Annotated in this window: 15 protein-coding genes; 11 read left to right on the forward strand and 4 right to left on the reverse strand. The window is 68.6% G+C overall.

Going from position 1 to position 13,737, the window contains the following annotated elements; genetic code table 11:
- The first annotated feature begins 10 nt into the window (after positions 1–10).
- From scpB to ACIPR8_RS14855, 4 genes are all read left to right on the forward strand, one after another.
- Positions 11–862 carry an SMC-Scp complex subunit ScpB gene (scpB, locus tag ACIPR8_RS14840; protein ID WP_446541492.1) on the forward strand — a complete coding sequence of 284 codons (852 nt, stop codon included), beginning with the start codon at positions 11–13 and terminating at the stop codon, positions 860–862.
- Entirely contained in the window at positions 855–2,477 is a 1,623-nt protein-coding gene (locus ACIPR8_RS14845) for a pseudouridine synthase (protein WP_313254511.1), read from the forward strand. Before scpB ends, ACIPR8_RS14845 begins: the two co-directional genes overlap by 8 nt.
- A gap of 160 nt (positions 2,478–2,637) precedes the next feature.
- Positions 2,638–2,979 (forward strand): type II toxin-antitoxin system prevent-host-death family antitoxin, encoded by a 342-nt coding sequence (locus ACIPR8_RS14850; protein ID WP_446541493.1) that lies wholly within the window; start codon positions 2,638–2,640, stop codon positions 2,977–2,979.
- Between the two features lie 3 nt (positions 2,980–2,982).
- Positions 2,983–3,618 (forward strand): hypothetical protein, encoded by a 636-nt coding sequence (locus ACIPR8_RS14855; RefSeq protein WP_446541494.1) that lies wholly within the window; start codon positions 2,983–2,985, stop codon positions 3,616–3,618.
- Positions 3,619–3,661: 43 nt separating this feature from the next.
- Here ACIPR8_RS14855 and ACIPR8_RS14860 read toward each other — a convergent pair whose 3' ends face one another.
- From ACIPR8_RS14860 to ACIPR8_RS14875, 4 genes are all read right to left on the reverse strand, one after another.
- A complete protein-coding gene (locus ACIPR8_RS14860) occupies positions 3,662–4,096 on the reverse strand; it encodes a hypothetical protein (RefSeq protein ID WP_132863035.1) in 435 nt (144 codons plus the stop codon).
- A 91-nt stretch (positions 4,097–4,187) separates the two neighbouring features.
- Positions 4,188–5,003 carry an amidohydrolase gene (locus tag ACIPR8_RS14865; protein ID WP_446541495.1) on the reverse strand — a complete coding sequence of 272 codons (816 nt, stop codon included), beginning with the start codon at positions 5,001–5,003 and terminating at the stop codon, positions 4,188–4,190.
- 5 nt (positions 5,004–5,008) lie between these two features.
- On the reverse strand, positions 5,009–5,320 hold the full coding sequence (locus tag ACIPR8_RS14870) for a hypothetical protein (protein ID WP_323437973.1): 312 nt from the start codon (positions 5,318–5,320) through the stop codon (positions 5,009–5,011).
- Positions 5,321–5,330: 10 nt separating this feature from the next.
- Positions 5,331–6,479, reverse strand: coding sequence for a pyridoxal phosphate-dependent aminotransferase (locus ACIPR8_RS14875; protein WP_446541496.1), 1,149 nt, complete (start codon positions 6,477–6,479; stop codon positions 5,331–5,333).
- 163 nt (positions 6,480–6,642) lie between these two features.
- On the opposite strand from ACIPR8_RS14875, the gene ccmA reads away from it, so the two are divergent.
- The 7 genes from ccmA to azu all read left to right on the forward strand — a co-directional run bounded on the left by ccmA (position 6,643) and on the right by azu (position 13,714).
- Positions 6,643–7,302 carry a heme ABC exporter ATP-binding protein CcmA gene (gene ccmA, locus ACIPR8_RS14880; protein WP_313254523.1) on the forward strand — a complete coding sequence of 220 codons (660 nt, stop codon included), beginning with the start codon at positions 6,643–6,645 and terminating at the stop codon, positions 7,300–7,302.
- On the forward strand, positions 7,299–7,994 hold the full coding sequence (ccmB, locus tag ACIPR8_RS14885) for a heme exporter protein CcmB (RefSeq protein ID WP_313254526.1): 696 nt from the start codon (positions 7,299–7,301) through the stop codon (positions 7,992–7,994). The genes ccmA and ccmB overlap by 4 nt, the downstream gene beginning before the upstream one ends.
- A 51-nt stretch (positions 7,995–8,045) precedes the next feature.
- Positions 8,046–8,726: a TetR/AcrR family transcriptional regulator gene (locus ACIPR8_RS14890; RefSeq protein WP_446541497.1), complete on the forward strand. Its 681-nt coding sequence runs from the start codon at positions 8,046–8,048 to the stop codon at positions 8,724–8,726.
- A gap of 129 nt (positions 8,727–8,855) precedes the next feature.
- Complete coding sequence (locus tag ACIPR8_RS14895) at positions 8,856–9,899, forward strand: DmsE family decaheme c-type cytochrome (RefSeq protein WP_313254529.1); 1,044 nt, start codon at positions 8,856–8,858, stop codon at positions 9,897–9,899.
- A gap of 12 nt (positions 9,900–9,911) precedes the next feature.
- On the forward strand, positions 9,912–12,440 hold the full coding sequence (locus tag ACIPR8_RS14900) for an MtrB/PioB family outer membrane beta-barrel protein (RefSeq protein ID WP_446541498.1): 2,529 nt from the start codon (positions 9,912–9,914) through the stop codon (positions 12,438–12,440).
- Positions 12,437–13,207 carry a c-type cytochrome gene (locus ACIPR8_RS14905; RefSeq protein ID WP_446541499.1) on the forward strand — a complete coding sequence of 257 codons (771 nt, stop codon included), beginning with the start codon at positions 12,437–12,439 and terminating at the stop codon, positions 13,205–13,207. Before ACIPR8_RS14900 ends, ACIPR8_RS14905 begins: the two co-directional genes overlap by 4 nt.
- A 54-nt stretch (positions 13,208–13,261) precedes the next feature.
- Entirely contained in the window at positions 13,262–13,714 is a 453-nt protein-coding gene (gene azu, locus ACIPR8_RS14910) for an azurin (protein WP_192286049.1), read from the forward strand.
- Positions 13,715–13,737: the final 23 nt, after the last annotated feature.

A 13,737-nucleotide genomic window follows, 5' to 3' on the forward strand; every position in this document is an offset into this window, starting at 1 on the left:
AAGCCAACGCATGGATCAACCGCTGATCAACCGTATCGTCGAAGGTGCGCTGCTGGCCTCCAGCCAGCCGCTGACCCTGGCACAGTTGCAGGGCCTGTTTCCGGAGGACGAGCCGGCCCCGCCGGGCAGCGTCGAGCGCGCGCTGGAACTGCTGCGCGAAGGCTGCGCCGGCCGTGGCGTCGAACTGGTCGAGGTGGCCTCCGGCTTCCGCTTCCAGATCACCAACGAGGTGCACGGCTGGGTGTCCCGGCTATGGACCGAGCGCAAGACCCGCTATACCCGCGCCACCCTGGAAACCCTGGCGCTGATCGCCTACCGCCAGCCCATCACCCGCGGCGAGATCGAGCAGGTGCGTGGCGTGGCGGTCAGCAGCAACATCATCCAGGCGCTGGAAGAACGCGAATGGATCCGCGTGGTCGGCCACCGTGATGTCCCGGGCAAGCCAGCCCTGTTCGGCACCACCAAGGGCTTCCTGGATTACTTCGGGCTCAAGCGCCTGGACGAACTGCCGCCGCTGTCCGAACTGCGTGACATCGGCGAGCTGGAACCGCAACTCCCGCTGGATGGCGACGGCCAGCCAGCGGCACCGCTGACCGCAGGCGCCGCCACCCCGGATGGCGCCCAGGCCGGCGAACGCAACACCCCTGATACCGCTGCGGCGCAGGCATCCCCGGATGCCGGCGCCACGGCAGACACCACCGCCCTCACGGGCGAACCCGACGCCGCGCCGGGAGAGCGCGCGGCGGAAGTGGAACAAACCGAAGACAACGCCGTCGCGACGACGACCGTGGCTGTTGACGTAGCCGATTCCGACCCAGAGGCCGACGTGGAAAACGCCGGCCGGAGCAAAACTGATGAGTGACACCCCTCGCAAGCTGTCGTTGAACAAGCTCTCGCTCAAGCGCGAAGCCAGCACCGAACAGCCCAAGCTCGAAGAGCGCCTGCACAAGGTCCTGGCCCAGGCCGGACTGGGCTCGCGCCGTGCGCTGGAACAGCGCATCGCCGATGGCCTGGTCAAGGTCAACGGTGAAACCGCCCAGACCGGCATGTCGGTCAAGAGCGGCGACAAGATCGACCTGGACGGCCGCAGCTTCGTGGCCAGCGCGCTGACCGACCCGTCGCGCGTACTGGTCTACAACAAGCCCGAAGGCGAAGTGACCACCCGCGAAGACCCCGAAGGCCGCCCGACCGTGTTCGAGTCGCTGCCGCCGCTCAAGGGCGCGCGCTGGATCGCCATCGGCCGCCTGGACATCAACACCACCGGCCTGCTGCTGCTCACCACCGACGGCGAGCTGGCCAACGCCATGATGCATCCCTCCTTCGAGGTCGAGCGCGAGTACGTGGTGCGCGTGCGTGCCCCGGAAGGCGAGGAGAAAGTGCCCGACAACATCGTCGACCGCCTCGCCCGCGGCGTGGCGCTGGAAGACGGCCCGGCCAAGTTCGACGAGATCGAACGCATCGGCGGCACCGATTCGCACGACTGGTTCCGCGTGGTGGTCAAGGAAGGCCGCAACCGCGAAGTGCGCCGCCTGTGGGAATCGCAGGGCTGCCAGGTCAGCCGCCTCAAGCGCACCCGCTACGGCAAGATCGAACTGCCGCGCGAACTGCTGCGCGGCCAGTCGGTGGAACTGCCCAGCCCGCAGGTTGAAGCCCTGCGCAGCCAGTTGAAGCTGGAGGAAGGCACCCCGTCGGCGCTGACGCTGCAGCCGGTGATCGGCCAGCGCAAGGCCGCCAAGACCACCGTGCGCGTCGCGCGCGACGGCGGCCGCGGCAATGCCTACGTCAACGGCCACAACACCGCCGACGAAGGCCGCGAACTGCGCCGCTTCGACACCCTGCGCGAAGACCGCGGCCGTGGCCGTGGTGGCAAGGGCGGCGGCTTCAAGGGCGGCCTGACCGTCAGCGGCGAAGCGGCGGCCAAGCAGTCGCAGAAGCCGTTCAAGCAGCGCAAGGCCCCCAAGGGCGACCGTGGCCTGCCGGAAGGCAACCCGGCCGCGTTCCGCACCTGGTACGTGCCCGATGGCGTGAGCACCGGCCCGACCGGCCACCGCAATGCCGGTCCCGGTGGCAACCGGGGTCCGGGCCGCGGTGGCGCGGATGGCCAGGCACGGCCGTACGGCAACAAGCCGCGTCCGGGCGCCGGTGGCGCCGGCCGTGGTGCCGCCGGTGGCCAGGGCCGCCCGCAGGGCGGTGGTGCCGGCCAGGGTGCCGGCCAGGGCCAGCGCAAGCACCCCTATGGCCACCCGGGCAACGCCCCGAGCTTCCCGTCCGACCACGCCAACCCGGGCTTCAACCCGTATGGCGCACGTCCGGCCGGCAACCGCCCTGCCGGCGGTCCGCGCCCGGGTGGCAACCGCCCCGGCGGCGCAGGCCGTCCGGCCGGCGGCCCGCGTCCGGGTGGTAATCGCCCCGGCGGCGCCGGTCGCCCGGGTGGCGGCCGTCCCGGTGGCGGTGGCCGCGGCCCGCGTGGCGGCTGATTCCGCAAGGAGTCTCCCCCTGGCATGACCCGAACGCCCGGCCCCGCGCCGGGCGTTCTGCGTTCAGCCACCCCTCGCCCGCCTGAACACTGGCGTCGGGAAAGTACCCAAAATGGTAATTTTGGGATATTTTCCCCTTACTCCCCTGCTGGATGCCGCCATGGACCTCTCCCTGAATCTGCTGGATCTGGAAAAGACGCCCGCCAGCGACGTCAAGGCCAAGGGTTGGCCGGACCTGATGCGCAAGGTGCTCCGCAGCGGCGCGGTGGTGATCACCAACCACAATCATCCGCAGGCGGTGGTGGTCTCGGCCGAGGAGTACCGGCGTCTGGTGGACCAGGCCAACGGCCATTCCGCCGGCGCCCAGCGCGCGCAGTCACTGCAGGCGCTGCAGGCCGAGTTCGATGCGCACCTGTCCTCCCTGCAGGACGGCGGCCTGGCCAGGGCATTGGCGCGACCGGCCCGTCGTGGCCGCAGGATCCGGCTGGGCAAGTCGCTCTGACCGATGGCACGGATCCTTGTCCTGGCCGGCGTCAATGGCGCCGGCAAGAGTTCGCTGCTGGGCATGATGCTGGCCGAGGACGGCGCCACCTGGTTCAACCCCGATGCGTTCACCCGGCAACTGGTCGAACGCGGATGGCCATTGGATGAAGCCAATGCCACCGCCTGGCAGGAGGGCACCCGCCGCCTGCGCGCGGCCATGGCCGATGACGTCGACTACGCCTTCGAAACCACGCTGGGCGCGAACACCATCCCTGCCCTGCTGCGTGAAGCCAGCGCGCGGCATGAAGTCAGCATCTGGTTCTGCGGACTGGAGAACGTCGAGCTGCACCTGCAGCGCGTGGCCGAGCGCGTGGCCAATGGTGGCCACGACATCCCCGAAGGCAAGATCCGCCAGCGCTTCGACAGCTCACGCTTGAACCTGGTCGAGCTGCTCCCGCACCTGGCCGCACTGCACGTCTACGACAACAGCAGTCCCGCCGATGCCGATGGCCAGGTCGAGCCGTTGCTGGTGCTGGAAGTGGAACGCGGCCAGATCCTCTGCCCCGCCACGCAGGAGGAGTTCGCGCAGGTACCCGAATGGGCCAAGCCCATCGTATGGGCAGCGTTGAAGGCATTCCCGGTCGCCGTCGACGAATGATCTCGATGCCCGGCCGCAGGGCCGGGCATCGTGGCTCCAGGACTCAGCGGCGCTCGATCACGAACTTGCCGAAACCGATACCCAGACTCCAGCCACGACCGGTACCGGCCAGCGCCAGCGAGATGTCCCCCTTGGTCATCACCTGCGCATCGCTGGCACGCGACGCACTGGCATGCACTTCGGCCGCTGCGTAGGTGCCAAGCAGGTCATTCAATGCATAGGCGCCGGTGAACCTGCCGCGCCCGTCGGTGATGGTGGTGCGTCCCACGGTCAGGCCGCCGCCCTTGGCGGAGATCTTCACCGGGATGCTGGCACCGTTGTCGCAGGTGATGGTGCCGGTGCCCTGCGAGGTCTTGTAGAACGCCGACCACCCCGTGAGGTTGTAGTGCAGCTCGCAATCGATGTTGCCGGCGGCCTGCGCGGCCGGGGCCAGCCCGACGGCAGCCAACAGCAACAGCGCAGCGGTCATCTTCTTCATGGTTGCTCCTTCGGTTGCGTGAACCCGGGCCGAGCCTAGCAGCCGGCCCGAGGCGTGCGCATGGTGGCCGCGATCGTGGCCGTGCGTGCGTTCAGCGAGCCACGACCGGCCCGGCCAGGGTGAAGTCGTCCGCGTCCAGCATCGCCGGGAAGCGTTCGCGATGGGCCGCCAGGGCCTGCGCCGAGATCGTCGTGGTCACCACCTGCTCGCGCTCGCGGATTTCCAGCTGCGGCTGGCCGAGGAAGTCGATCACCGCGCTGTCACCCGAATAGTGCAGGCCATTGCCGTCCACGCCGACACGGTTGACCACGGCCACGTAGCACAGGTTCTCGATCGCCCGCGCGCGCGCCAGCGTCTGCCACGCATAGGCGCGTGCCGAGGGCCAGTTGGCGACGAAGATCTGCAGGTCGAAGTCCATCTGCCCGGCGCGCTCCACGTCGTAGCGGTTGCGGCAGAACACCGGGAAGCGCAGGTCGTAGCAGATCTGCGGATTGATCCGCCATCCCTTCAATTCGACACTCAGGCGTTCGTTGCCCGCCGCATAGCGCTTGTGCTCGCCGGCGTAGCGGAACAGGTGGCGCTTGTCGTAGTACTGCAGCTGGCCATCGGGCGTGGCCCACAGCAGGCGGTTATGGACGGCGCCACCCTCACGCAGCTGCACGCTGCCGGTGACCGCCGCGCCCAGCGCGCGCGCCTGCTCCACGATCCACGCCACCGTCGGCCCGTCCATGCCCTCGGCCTTGTCGATGGCGTCGTTGGAGAAGCCGCTGGTGAAGGTTTCCGGCAGGATCACCAGGTCGGTGCTGCCGGCCAACGGCGCCAGCAACGCGGCGTAGTGCGCGCGGTTGCCGGCCGGGTCGTGCCAGCGGGTGTCGCCCTGCACGAGCGAGATACGGAGGTCCTGCATGATCGTCATTGTCCTGTAAGCGAAGAAGCGAGGATCGCGCCAAGCGCCATGCCGGCGCCCAGCAGCGGCACCAGCCACTGCAGCCGGGCGACCCATCGATTGCGCGGCTGGCGCCGCTCCTGGGCATCAAGCAGCGCCAGGTAGGTTCGGGTGTAGCGACTGAAGCTGCCGCGCACGGCCAACCAGCCATCATCCACCGCCACCCCGCGCGCGCGCAGCCCGTCCTGTACGACCGAGAAGAACAGCCAGCCGCGCAGGGCCACGGCGGCCAGGAAGCCGCCGAACAGCACGCAGAACAGCCACTGGCCCACACCCACGCCGGCCGCCTCAGAGCGCCTGCAGGCGCGCGATGGCCGCGTCCAGGGTAGCGTCGTTCTTGGCGAAGCACAGCCGCACCAGGCGCTGCCCGGCCGGCGGGGTTTCGTAGAACGGCGACAGCGGGATCGCGGTGACGCCCTTCTCGATGGTCAGCCACTTCACGAACTCATGGTCCGGCAGGTCGCTGATGGCCGAGTAGTCGACCAGCTGGAAGTAGCCTCCCGGCACCGGCAGCGGCTTCAGGCGCGTGGTCAGCAACTGCGCGCGGAAGCGGTCGCGCTTGGCCTGGTAGAACGCGCCCAGCTCCAGGTGGTGCTCGGGCTCGTCGCGGATCATCGCGGCAAAGCCGTACTGCGCCGGGCTGTAGGTGGTGAAGGTGTTGTACTGGTGCACCTTGCGGAACTCGGCGGTCAACGCCGGCGGTGCGATCGCATAGCCGATCTTCCAGCCGGTGCAGTGGTAGGTCTTGCCGAAGCTGGAAATGACGAAGGCGCGTTCGCGCAGCTCCGGGTAGCGCAGCGCCGATTCGTGGCGGGCACCGTCATAGATGATGTGCTCGTAGACCTCGTCGGAGACCAGGTAGATGTCGGTGCCGCGCAGCACCTCGATCAACGCCTGCATGTCCTGCGCCGACAGCATCGCGCCGGACGGGTTGTGCGGGGTGTTGACCATCAGCATGCGGGTCCTGGGCGTGATCGCCGCGCGCACCTTGTCCCAGTCCACCGCGAAGGTCTGCGGATCCAGCGCGACGTGCACGGCCCGCGCGCCGGCCAGGTCGATGGCCGGCTCGTAGCAGTCGTAGGCCGGGTCGAGCACGATCACTTCCTCGCCGGCCCGCACCACCGCATGGATGGCATTGAAGATGGCCTCGGTGCCGCCGGAGGTGACGGTGATCTCGCTGTCCGGGTCGACCTGCGCGCCATAGCAGTCCAGTGCCTTCTGCGCGATGGCCTGGCGCAGCGGCGCCATGCCGGTCATCGGCGCGTACTGGTTGAACCCCTCGCGCATGGCCTTGGCGGTCTCGTCGATCAGGCGCTGCGGTGCCGGGAAATCGGGAAAGCCCTGGCCCAGGTTGACGGCGCCGTGCTCGGCGGCCATCTGCGACATCACGGTGAAGATGGTGGTGCCCACCTTGGGCAGCTTGGTCTGCGGTTGCATCAGTACGTACACACCAGGGGAAAACCGCGAGTTTACGCAATGCCGATGGCAACGGTGCCGTTCCGGCCATGACCCAACCGCATGAGGGGCCGGGTCTATAATGCCCGGCCCCGATGCGCCAGCCTGCCTGCGCTCCCACCCAAGGACGGAAGCGCCCGATCCAATGACCGACTCGCCGAACACACCGCCACTGCTCGCCGCACGTGGCCTGCGTTTCACCCGCAATGACGACCCGGTGTTCGGCCCCCTGGATCTGCACGTGGATGCCGGCGAAGCCCTGCTCGTGCAGGGCAGCAACGGCGCCGGCAAGACCACCTTGCTGCGGGTGCTGGCGGGCCTGCTGCACCCGGACGCCGGCCAGATCGACATCGATGGCCGCCCGGCCAAGGCCCAGGACCGCTCGCGCTACATCGCCTACCTGAGCCACCTCACCGCGCTCAAGCAGGACCTGGGCACGCTGGAGAACCTGCATTTCCTGTGCGGGCTGCAGGGCCGCCGCGCCCGCCAGATGCCCGGCAACGCGCTGGCCATCGTCGGCCTGGCCGGTTACGAGGACACCCTGGTACGCCAGCTCTCCGCCGGCCAGAAGAAGCGGCTGGCACTGGCCCGCATCTGGCTGTCGCCGGCACCGCTGTGGCTGCTCGACGAGCCCTACGCCAACCTCGACCTGGATGGCATCAACCTGGTCAACCGCATGATTTCCGCCCACCTGCGCAGCGGCGGCGCCGCCCTGGTCACCACCCACGGCGCCTACGCCGCCCCGCCGGTGCGCAACCGCACCCTGGTGCTGGGCCGCGCGCCCGGGAACGAGGACGCCGCATGAGCCTGCCCGGCCCCCAGCCCACCCTGTTCACCGCCGCCCGCGCCTTGCTGGCGCGCGACCTGCGGTTGCTGTGGCGGCGCCGCGGCGATGCCGCGCAACCGGTGCTGTTCGCCCTGCTGGTGGTGGCCTTGTTCGCGCTGGCCATGGGCGGGGAGGAAAGGCAGTTGCAGGGCGTGGCCTCCGCGGTGCTGTGGCTGGCGATCCTGCTGGCCGGCCTGCTGTCGCTGGATACCCTGTTCCGCAGCGACGCCGAGGACGGCTCGCTGGAGCAATGGCTGCTTGCACCGGTGCCGCTGGCCTGGCTGGTGGCCGTGCGGGTGTTCTCGCACTGGCTGACCACTGCCTTCCCGCTGGTGCTGGTCAGCCCGCTGCTGGCCGAATTGATGCACTTGCCCGCTGCCCAATTGCCAGTGCTCGTGACCTCCCTGGCACTGGGCACCCCACTGCTGAGCCTGCTCGGTGCGGTGGTCGCGGCACTGACCGTGGGCATGCGCCGGGCCGGCATCCTGCTGGCCCTGCTGGTCCTGCCGCTGTACGTGCCGGTGCTGGTATTCGGGGCCGGCGCGGTATCGGCCGCGGCCCAGGGACTGGACCCGGGCGGCGCGCTGCTGATGCTCGGCGCCGGGCTGGTCGTCGCCGCGTTCCTGGCCCCGCTGACCGCCGCGGCTGCGATCCGGATCGCGAACTCGTAACCGCAAACGGCGCTATCCTTTCGCTCGTTCTCACTGAATAGCAGCGATCACATGACCGACCGGCTGTCTCCAGAGTCTTCCCCCACCGCCAAACCCAGCCTGCCTCCGCGCCCTGCGGTCGAGCTGCAGCGTCGCGGTGAACTGCGGGTGGAGAAATTCCTGGACGCCGCCACCGAGGTGTTCAACGAGAAGGGCTACCAGGCCGCGCGGTTGTCGGACATCGTCAAGCGCGCCGGCGGCTCGATGGCCACCCTGTACCGCGCCTTCGGCGACAAGGTCGGGCTGGTGCATGCGCTGATGGAGCGCAGCATCGACAACTTCGGCCGTGGCCTGGACGAGTTGGCGCAATCCACGTTGCCGCCCGAGCAGGCACTGGAAGAAGCCGCGTACCTGATGGTCGAGGAGATCCTCACCCCTTCGCGGATCGCCTGCCACCGCGTGGTGATCTCCGAAGGCATGCGCCTGCCGGAACTGCGCGACTGGTTCCAGGCCCATGGCATCGAGCCCATGGAGGCGCGCTTGAGCCGCTACTTCCGGCGCGAGACCGACGCCGGCCGCTTGTACCTGGAAGACCCGGAGCGTTCGGCGCACCTGTTCTACATGATGGTCATCGGTGGGGTGATCCTGCGCTCCACCAACGGCCGCATGAGCCCGGACGACATCCCGCGCGCCAAACAGCAGGCCCGCCTGGCCGTCCGCCTGTTCGTCGCAGGCGCCCTGCCCCGAAGCTGAACCCCAGCTTGCTGCGTTGCAGCTTGACCGCAGCGAACCCCGTCACGAAATTAGGGCGTAACCGTAATTACGCTGCACTCACCAGCGTTGCCACCCACCCGTCGGCAGGGGCAACACAAGGAGGGGAACGTGCGGGTCTATCTGGCATTGTTGATGCTCGTCGCTACCGCGGTGTTGGTATCGGTTGCATGGCTCGCGCCGGTCAAGGCGGACGCATCCGGGCAGGCGGTCAAGCTGCCTGAAACCCATTTCGCCTCCACCCAGTCCGGCCACGGTTTCAGTGCCCCGCCCGGTTTTGCCGACGCGGTACCCGCGCGCAACCTGGCCCATCCCGATGCCAAGGCGGTCGGTCAGCAGGTCTGCACTGCCTGCCACAGCCAGGAGAGCGGCAACTTCGCCCACACCGCGCATGCGGCCGGCATGCAGGTCGCCCTGGCCGCCAATCCGGCCACCGCCACCTGCGAGGCCTGCCATGGCCCGGGCTCGGTGCATGCCGCCAACCCCACCCAGAAGGGGGCGATCATCGCCTTCAGCCACGAGGGCGGCACACCGGTGGCCAACCAGACCGAAAGCTGCCTGGGGTGCCATGCCGGTGGCCCGCGTGACGCCTGGCTGGGCTCGATCCACCAGCGCAACGACCTGTCGTGCAGCGATTGCCACAACCCGATGCAGAAGTTCTCGGCCGAAGGGCTGACCGCCAAGCAATCGGTCAGCGAAACCTGCGCCACCTGCCACAAGGACATCCGCCAGCAGTTCAACCGCCGCTCGCACATGCCGCTGCCGGAAGGCGCGATCAGCTGCGTGGACTGCCACAACCCGCACGGCACGCTCAACGCCACCCTGCTCAAGACCGACACCGTCAACGAGACCTGCTACCAGTGCCACGCCGAGAAGCGCGGCCCCTTCCTGTTCGAACACGCGCCGGTGCGCGAAAGCTGCCTGAACTGCCATCAGGTCCACGGCTCCAACCAGCATGCCCTGCTGGTCGCGCCGATCCCGATGCTGTGCCAGCAATGCCATTCGCACACCCGTCACCCCAACGACCTGCAGACCGAAATCTCGCTCGGCGGCGCGATGACGCCGGACGAGCGCCTGATGGGACGCGGCTGCATCACCTGCCACGCCCAGGTACACGGCTCCAACCACCCCTCCGGCCCACGTCTGCACAAGTAACGGGAGAAGGACATGTGCACACGGAAACGTTCGCGCACCTGCCGCTGGTCCTTGCTGTCGCTGGCGTTGCTCGGTGGCCTGGCGCAGGCCCAGGACAGTGGCGCCGGCATCGACCTGCAGTTCGGCAACTGGCTGGACCCCAGCGGCCGCATCGGCTGGGACGGCTGCGATCCGGATGGCGCCAGTTGGCTGAGCGCCGAGCCCAAGCGCACCCCGACCGGGTTCCTGTACGGCTGTGCCCCGCACATGCCCACCGAAAAACCGCTCGGCGACAATGGCTGGACCTACAGCGGCAACGTCGGGCTGGGCTACCTGCACGTCAGCGGTGACGAGGCCAATACCCACTGGCGGCGCTTCCGCGACCCGGACGACGGCCTGATCCTGCAGGCCAACTTCAGCCTCAAGCGCGCGGCCGACGGCAGCTATGCCGACGTCCGGCTGAGCCGGCTGGAGCGCGACAACCAGTACTACCGCGCGGTGTTCGGCCAGGCCGGCCGCTACAAGGTGCAGGCCTTCGTGCGCAGCACCCCCAACGTGCTCAGTGGCAATGCGCGTTCGATCTGGGACGGTGTTGGCAGTGCCCACCTGACCTTGAAACCCGGCTTGACCGCCGCCGGCAGTACGCCCGCGCAGGTCGCAGCCCTGTCGGCGGCACAGCCCTTCACCACCCTCAGCGTGGTGCGCGACAAGCAAGGCGTGAGCATCAACTACCTGCTCAACCCGCGCTGGACCGGCTATGCCAGCCTGACCCACGAGGAACGCAAGGGCGCGCGGCCGTTCGGCGGCCCGTTCTTCTTCAACTACCCGTTCCCGGCCAATGGCGGCATCTACGAGATCCCACGCCCGATCGACGACAGCACGATGAACGTGATGGGCGGCTTCCGCTTCGTCGGCAACGTCTGGCGCAGCGACTTCAACTACACCGGCTCGTTCTTCCGCAATGCGCACGGCGCCTACGACTACCAGGTGCCATACGGCCTGTACTCGGTGGCCGGCGCGTCCACCCCGGCGCTGTACTCCGGCTCCTTCGCCTACGAGCCGGAGAACGACTACCACCGCCTCGGCGTCACCGTCAGCCGCAAGCTGCCGGCATGGAACGGCGACTTCTCGCTGGCGATGGCGCTGACCACCATGCGCCAGAACGACCGGCTGCAGGCGCCCATGGACTGCCAGGGCCAGTTCGGCCAGAACCTGGCGCCGCCCTTCATCTTTGACTGCGCCAACTGGAACACCACCGACGCGCTGTCGCGCAAGCGCGCCGACCTGGCGATCAACAACCAGAAGCTGGACGCGCGCCTGGTGCTGCTGCCCAGCGACAAGCTGACCTGGCGCAGCACCGGCCGCTACCTGCGCGAGGACTATGCCGGCACCTACTGGGCCTACAACCCGCTGACCGGGCAGTACGGCTACATCGCCGAGAACGGCGCGCAGGGCAGCGTGGTCCCCGGCGAGATGGGGGTCTGGGACGCCGGCGCGAACTCCTCGGTGCTCACCCGCATCCGCAACCTGCCCCTGGACAAGGAAACCCACGAGCTCTCCAGCGGCGTGGACTACCGGCTGGACAACAGGAACACGCTCTCGGCCACCTACACCTTCACCCGCATCGAGCGCGCGCACCGCGAGGTCGCCACCACCCGCGACAGCATGATCAAGCTGGGCTGGAACAACCGCACGCTGGACTGGCTGACCCTGCGCGCCAACTACACCTACCTGGACCGCAGCGGCAGCCGGTACTACTACGACCCCTACGCGTTCACCTTCTCCTCGTCCCTGCCCGGCTTCACCGGCGAGGACGCATTGAGCCCGCACACCGTTTCGGCCTTGCGCAAGTACGACATCGCCTCGCGTACCCAGCAGAAGCTGGACCTGATGGCCACCTTCATCCTGCCACGCGACATGACCGTCTATGCCTCGTTCCGCGGTGACCGCAACCACTACGACGCGCAGATCGGCCGCCAGCGCTTGGACACCTATGCCAGCAGCCTGCAGTGGGAGTGGCAGCCCAATCCGGCCACGACCACCAGCGCATGGATCGGGCACGACCGCTCCACGCTGGACGTGGCCAACGTCAACGACGCCACCGGCACCGATCCGGCCCTGGGCGGCGTCACCTACCCCGACGCCAACCGCTGGTGGATGAGCGACACCCAGCGCAACCACTACGCCGGGCTGAACCTCACCCGCCGCATCGGCCGCGCCACGCTCGACCTGGCCTGGAACTGGACCTACTCCAAGGGCCGCACGCGCTACCGCATGGCCTCCCCCGACGCGCTGACCGTGCCGGCCAATGCCGCCCAGGCCAGCGGCGGCTATCCGTTGATGGTCTACCGGGTCAATTCGCTGACCGCCGGCCTGTCGGTCCCGTTGAACGAACGCATGCGCCTGCGCTTCTTCGATACCTGGGAGCGCGGCAATCTCTCCGACTGGCACTACTTCGGCTTCGAGGACACGCTGGTGTATGACCACCGCGTCTATACCGATGGCGGCCCCTCCAGTTACAAGGTCAACCAGGTCGGCATGTTGTTCGAGGTGGCCCTATGAAGGCGCTCTGGCTGCTCACCGCACTGGCCGTTGCCGGCACCCAGGCCGTGCTCATGGCCGCCCCGCAGGACGCGGGGACACCTCCACCGGCACCGGTCGCCGAACCCGGCACGCCGGTGCAGCCGCCGACCCGCTACGACCTGCGCGGCGCCCATGCGCCGGCCGGCGACGCGCAGGCCGGCAAGGCCAAGGCCGAGGTCTGCGCGGCCTGCCATGGCGCCGAAGGCATCGCCATCGCACCGATGTTCCCCAACCTGGCCGGACAGCGCGCCGACTACCTGTACTGGAGCCTGCACGCCTACAAGAGCGGACGCATGCCCGAGTCACCGATGACCGCGATGGCGGCATCGCTGGAGGAACAGGACATCCGCGACCTGTCGGCCTACTACGCGCACCTGCCCGTGCCGCCCCCGCCTGCCGACGCGCCGCCGCTTGAGATCGACCCGGCCTTGGCCGCATCCGGACAGGCCATCTACATGAACGGCGAGCCGGCCAAGGGCATCCCACCCTGCCAGGGCTGTCACGGCAGCGATGCACGCGGCAATCCGTTGGCCGACCAGCGCGACCGCAGCGGCCGCGCACCGTATGCGGCCTACCCGCGCCTGCGCGGACAGCAGAACGACTACCTGCAGGCCCGCCTGCAGCAGTTCCATGACGACGCCATCGATGCCTCGACCAACAGCCGGGTCATGCATGGCATCGGGCGCCAGCTGGATGCCGACAGCATCAAGGCGGTTTCCACCTGGCTGTCATCGCTCAAGGAGTAACACCCACCCCACGCGCCGGGTTCCGGCGCTCCACCCCTGTCCGAGGAGTTGCAGATGAAGTCCCGTATTTTCCTTGCCCTGCTGGCCGTGGGCGGCGCGTTCTCCGCCCATGCCGCCGACACCTGTTCCGTGAACCTGGAGGGCAACGATGCGATGAAGTACAACCTCGCCAACATCGACGTGCCCAGGAGCTGTGCCAACTTCACCATCAACCTCAGCCACACCGGCAAGATGGCCAAGAACATCATGGGCCACAACGTGGTGGTGGCCAAAACCTCGGACATGGCGGGCATCGACACCGACGGCATGCGCGCCGGCCTGGCCGCCGATTACCTCAAGGCCGGCGACAGCCGCATCATCGGCCACAGCAAGGTGGTCGGCGGCGGGGAGTCCACTACGGTATCGATCCCGGTCGCACGCCTGGTCGCCGCCGGTGCGCCGCTGTCGTTCTTCTGCAGCTTCCCCGGCCACTCGGCGATGATGAAGGGCACGGTCACCCTCAGGTGAGGTGCCGGGCCTCGGCCAGATCG

Source organism: Stenotrophomonas sp. LARHCG68, from assembly GCF_052871705.1.